Genomic DNA, 6233 nt, shown 5'->3' on the forward strand with positions numbered 1-6233 from the left:
ACCTGCGGGTGCAAGGCCAGCGCACTTTCGATTTCCCCCAGCTCAATGCGGTAGCCCCGGATCTTGACCTGAAAATCATTGCGCCCCCGATATTCCAGATTGCCGTCCGGCCGCCAGCGCACCCAATCGCCGGTTTTATACAGGCGGGTGTAGCCCTGCGCCTGATCTTCCGCCGTAGCAAACGGGTTCACCACAAAACGCTCCGCCGTCAACGCCGGCCGGTTCCAATATCCGCGGGCCAGCCCCGCGCCCCCGATATACAGTTCCCCCGGCGCACCGATCGGGGATAAATGGCCCTCACCGTCAAGGACATACAGACGGGTGTTATCAATTCCCTTACCGATCGCCCGATCCCCGTCCTGCAACAAGTTTTGGGTGGCGCACACGGTGCCTTCGGTCGGGCCATACTGGTTAAATAGCATGACATCTGGCGGTAGATTCAGCGCATTCAGCGTTTCGCCGCCGGTATGGATGACCCGCAAAGTCGAACGGGATAATTCGTCGGCAAAATGATTCATCAAGGCGGTGGGAATAAACGCCTTGGTAATGTTGTTCGTATTGATGAACGACAGCAATTGGTCACTGTCTCCTGTCACGGCCGGCGGCGCGATAAAAATCGTCGAGCCGGCTATCAGGGCCGGGAATAACTCAAATACGGACGCATCAAAAACGTAATTAGAAAAGAATAACGCCTTTACCGTTTCCCCCAATAAATGCGTTCGGGCAATAAACTGGGATAAATTAATGATACTGGCGTGCTCTACCATCACTCCCTTCGGCTGGCCGGTCGTCCCCGAGGTGTAGATGATGTACGCCAGATCTGTAGACGTATTCACCGGTGCCGGATTATTCACTGACTGGCCTGCGGTCACGGACGGATCATCCGCTGCGATCAGTGACAGCGCGTGGGGATATTCCCCCAGCGCCGTTAAATGCCGCTGCTGAGTCACCACGCACGGGGCTGCGGTGTCGGTCAGAATAAACCGGATACGCTCGGGCGGATATTCCGGCGACATCGGCACGTAGGCGCCACCAGCTTTCAGCACCGCCAGCATGCTGATGACCATTTCCAGGCTGCGATCCAGATACAGCGCCACCGGCGTGTCTGCCAGCATCGGCGCATGGCGCTGTTGCTGATAGCGTTCACGGATCACAACCGCCAGCTGATTCGCCCGTTCATTAACCTGCCGATAGGTCAGCGTTACCCCCTCAAACACCAGCGCCACGTTATCCGGTGTGGCTGCTGCACGGGCTTCAAACTGCTGTTGCAGGGTGTGACTCTGCGGGTACGGCACGTCGGTCTGATTCCAGCGGTGCAGCAAGGTATGGCGATCCTGCGCGGACAACACGTCAATCCCGGCCAGAGGTTGCTTCTGATCCGCGACAAACGCCGTCAGCACCCGCTGATAGATATCGGCTATCCGCGTTATCGTGGATTCGTCAAACAGGCTCACCGCATAATTTATGCCGCCGGTAATACTGCTCTCACCTTCTGCCATAAACAGGCTCAGATCAAACTTGGCGGGGCTGTGTAGCGCACCATCCAGTGTTACCGGATTAAACGGCAAACATGCCCTGTTTGGCTGATCCTCGCCAAAACTCTGCAACCCAAACATGATCTGGAAAATAGGGTGACGAGCAGTGTCGCGCTCAATTTCCAGCGCATCAACTAACTGCTCAAACGGCATATCCTGATGCGCCTTGGCTTGGGCAATCACCGCGTGGGTCTGTTTAATCAGCGTTTCCACGCTGTCGGCTGGCTCAAGCTGCGCCCTCAAGACCAGTGAGTTGACAAACATCCCAATCAATGGCTGGGTTTGCGCATGATGCCGATTGTCGGTCGGAGTTCCCAGCACGATGTCATCCTGTCCTGTCAGTTTAGCCAGCGTGACATAAAACGCACTGAGCAGAACGGTATACAGGGTGGTTTCCTGCGTTTTTGCCAGCGCCCTTAATTGGTGCGAAAGTTCACTCTCCAGCGCAAAATTGAAATCCTGTCCCTGATAATCCACCTGTGCCGGCCGACTCCGGTCCGTCGGCAAAGACAGCGGCTCATAATCGGCCAGAGTTTGCTGCCAATAAGCCAGCTGGCGTTCACGTACCTCACCCTGCAAATAATCACGCTGCCATTTGGCATAGTCCCCATAGGTGATATCCAAGGCCGGTAGTTGGCTATCGCGGGATGCCAGCAGAGCAGGGTAAATCTCCGCCAGTTCATCCATAAAAATATTAATGGACCAGCCATCAATGGCAATATGGTGCCACATCATCAATAAGTAATGATTTTCAGCCACCCGGTAGTGACACAGGCGCAGGCTCGGTTCTGTCGTCAGATCGAACGGAGTGGCCAGTTCAGCACGTACCGTTTGCAGGAGCGCGTCAATATGCTCACAAGACTGTGACCGGAAAATCAGACTGCCCTCAAGCACCTGCTGGTAAGTATTCCCCTCATCGTCACTGCGGTATACCGTCTTCATCACCGGGTGGCGCTCGACTACCTGATTAATGGCCGTTTCCAGCAGGGGCAAGCAGTCGCCATCATCCAGCTGCACCAGATAAGGGATATGATAGACACTGCTCCCCTGCTCAAATTGTTCGATAAATAGCATCCGCTCCTGGGCAAGCGACAGGGGATAGCGCGCCAGTTCGACATGGGGGATCACCGTGCAGGCCTGCTGCCCCATCTGTGCGGCCAACCCGGCAATAGTCTTCAGCTCAAACACCTGTACTAATGGAATCTCCACCGCCAAAACACGGCGAATAGCGGCTGTCAGCTTAATGGCTATCAGAGAGTTGCCACCAATACGGAAGAAATTATCCTTGATACCGACCCGCTCCAGACCTAATACGTCCTGCCAGACGGCACACAATTGGGTTTCCAGCGCATTACGCGGCGCCACATAACCGTCCCGGCTGACCCACACCGGCGCCAGCAATGCCCGGCGATCCAGCTTGCCATTCAGGGTCAGGGGCACCGACTCAATCCGGGTAAAGCTGACCGGCACCATGTAGTCCGGCAGGCGGGCGGACACGTGCTCCATCAGGGTTTCATCCGACAGCCTCCCGTCCGTGACCAGATACGCCGCCAGCACTTTGTGGCCTTCATGCTCGCGGTCAATCACCACCGCCTGTTTCACCTGCGGGTGCGTGGCCAGCGCGCTTTCGATTTCCCCCAGCTCAATGCGGTAGCCACGGATCTTGACCTGAAAATCATTGCGCCCCAAGTATTCCAGATTGCCGTCCGGCCGCCAGCGCACCCAATCACCGGTTTTATACAGGCGGGTATAGCCCCGCACCTGATCTTCCGCCGTGGCAAACGGATTCACCACAAAACGCTCCGTCGTCAACGCTGGCTGGTTCCAATATCCGCGGGCCAGCCCCGCTCCCCCGATGTACAGTTCCCCCGGCGCCCCGATCGGGGACAAATTGCCCTTACCATCAAGGACATACAGACGGGTATTATCAATTCCCTTACCGATCGCCCGATCCCCGTCCCGCAATAAGTTTTGGGTGGCGCATACGGTGCCTTCGGTGGGGCCGTACTGGTTAAACAGCATGACATCTGGCGGTAAACTCAGCGTATTCAGCGCTTCGCCGCCGGTATGGATGACCCGCAAAGTCGAACGGGATAATTCGTCGGCAAAATGATTCATCAAGGCGGTGGGAATAAACGCCTTGGTAATTTCGTTCGTATTGATAAACGACAACAGTTGGTCACTGTCCGCCGTCACGGCCTCTGGTGCGATAAAAATCGTTGCACCGGCCATCAGGGCCGGGAATAGCTCAAATACGGACGCATCAAAAACATAATTGGAAAAGAACAGGGCCTTTACCGTTTCCCCCAATAAATGCGTTCGGGCAATAAACTGGGATAAATTAATGACACTGGCGTGCTCTACCATCACTCCCTTTGGCTGGCCGGTCGTTCCCGAGGTGTAGATGATGTACGCCAGATCTGTAGATATATTCACCGGCGCCGGATTGTCCATCGGCCAGCCTGCGGTCACGGACGGATCATCCGCCGCAATCAGTGACAGCGCGGGGCTGTATTCCCCCAGATCCGTCAGATACCGCTGCTGGGTCACCACGCACAGGGCTGCGGTGTCTGCCAGAATAAACCGGATACGCTCCGGCGGGTAGGCCGGCGAGACCGGCACGTAGGCACCGCCGGCCTTCAACACCGCCAGCATACTGATGACCATTTCCAGACTGCGATCCAGATACAGCGCTACTGGCGTGTCTGCCGGCATCGACGCATTGCGCTGCTGCTGATAGCGTTCACGGATCACAACCGCCAGCTGGTTCGCCCGTTCATTTAACTGCCGGTAGGTCAGCGTTACTCCCTCAAATACCAGCGCCACATTATCCGGTGTGGCTGCCGCACGCGCCTCGAACTGCTGTTGCAGGGTGTGGCTCTGTGGGTACGGTACGTCGGTCTGGTTCCAGCGGTGCAGCAGGGTGTGGCGCTCCTGTGCGGACAACACGTCAATCCCGGCCAGAGATTGCTTCTGATCCGCCACAAACGCCGCTAACACCCGCTGATAAAGATCAGCCATCCGCACTACCGTAGATTCATTAAACAGACTCACCGCGTAATTTATGCCGCCGGCAATACTGGACTGCTCTTCCGACATAAACAGACTCAGATCAAACTTGGCAGGGCTGTGTAAAACCCTGTCCAGTTTCACCGGATTAAACGGCAAACCTGCCCTGTTTGGCAGGCTCTCACCCAAATTCTGCAACCCAAACATGATCTGGAAAATAGGATGACGGGCGGTGTCGCGCTCAATCTCCAGCGCATCAACCAACTGCTCAAACGGCACATCCTGATGTGCCTTAGCTTGGGCAATCACCGCGTGGGTCTGTTTAATCAGCGTTTCCACGCTGCCGGCCGGCTCAAGCTGCGCCCTCAAGACCAGTGAGTTGACAAACATCCCAATCAGTGGCTGGGTTTGCGCATGATGCCGGCTGTCGGTCGGGGTTCCCAGCACGATGTCATCCTGTCCGGTCAGTTTGGCCAGCGTGACATAGAACGCACTGAGCAGAACGGCATACAGGGTGGTTTCCTGCGTTTTTGCCAGCGTCCTTAGCTGATACGAAAGCGTATCCCCCAGCGCAAAATTGAAATTCCGTCCCTGATAATCCACCTGTGCCGGCCGGCTTCTGTCCGTCGGCAAAGACAGCGGCTCATAACCGGCCAGAGTCTGCTTCCAGTAAGCCAGCTGGCGTTCACGCACTTCACCCTGGAAATAGTCACGCTGCCATTTGGCATAGTCCCCATAGGTGATCTCCAGTGGCGGCAATTGGCTGTTGCGGGATGCCAGCAGAGCAGGGTAAATTTCCGCCAGTTCATCCATAAAAATATCAATGGACCAGCCATCAATGGCAATATGGTGCCACATCATCAATAAGTAATGATGTTCGGCCACCCGATAGTGACACAGGCGTAGGCTCGGCTCTGACGTCAGATCGAAGGGAGTAACCAGTTCCGTGCGCACCGCTTGCAGAAGTGCGTCAAACGCCTCACAAGACTGTGACCGGAAAATCAGACTGCCCTCAAGCCCCTGCTGGTAAGCCTGCCCTGCATCGTCAGTACGGTACACCGCCTTCATCACCGGATGGCGTTCGACTACCCGATTAATGGCCGTTTCCAGCAAGGGCAAGCAGTCTCCATCATCCAGCTGCACCAGATAGGGGACATGATAGACACTGCTCCCCTGCTCAAACTGTTCGATAAACAGTATCCGCTCCTGTACAGACGACAGGGGGTAACGCGCCAGTTCAAGGTGGGGGATCACTGTGCAGGCCTGCTGCCCCATCTGTGCGGCCAGAGCGGCAACGGTTTTCAGTTCAAATACCTGTACCAGTGGGACTTCTACTGCCAGGGTATAGCGAATGGCCGCTGTCAGCTTAATGGCCATCAGGGAGTTACCGCCAATCCGGAAGAAGTTATCCTCAATGCCGACCCGCTCCAGCCCCAGGACATCCTGCCAGACCGCACACAGCCGGGTTTCCAGCGCATTGCGCGGCGCCACATAATCGTCCCGGTTCACCCACACTGGTGTCGGTAACGCCCGGCGATCCAGTTTGCCATTCAGGGTCAGGGGCACCGACTCAATCCGGGTAAAACTTGAAGGTACCATGTAGTCCGGCAGACGAGCAGACACGTGCCCTATCAGGGTTTCATCCGACAGCGCCCCCTCCGTGATCAGGTACGCCACCAGCGCTTTATG

Annotated in this window: 1 protein-coding gene; it reads right to left on the reverse strand. The window is 56.2% G+C overall.

The window, feature by feature from the left end; genetic code table 11:
• Positions 1-6233 (reverse strand): non-ribosomal peptide synthetase (locus PSI22_RS20565; RefSeq protein WP_273581362.1); only part of this gene is annotated, 6233 nt, incomplete at both ends.

Source organism: Xenorhabdus aichiensis, assembly GCF_028598775.1.
Taxonomy (GTDB): Bacteria; Pseudomonadota; Gammaproteobacteria; order Enterobacterales; family Enterobacteriaceae; genus Xenorhabdus; species Xenorhabdus bovienii.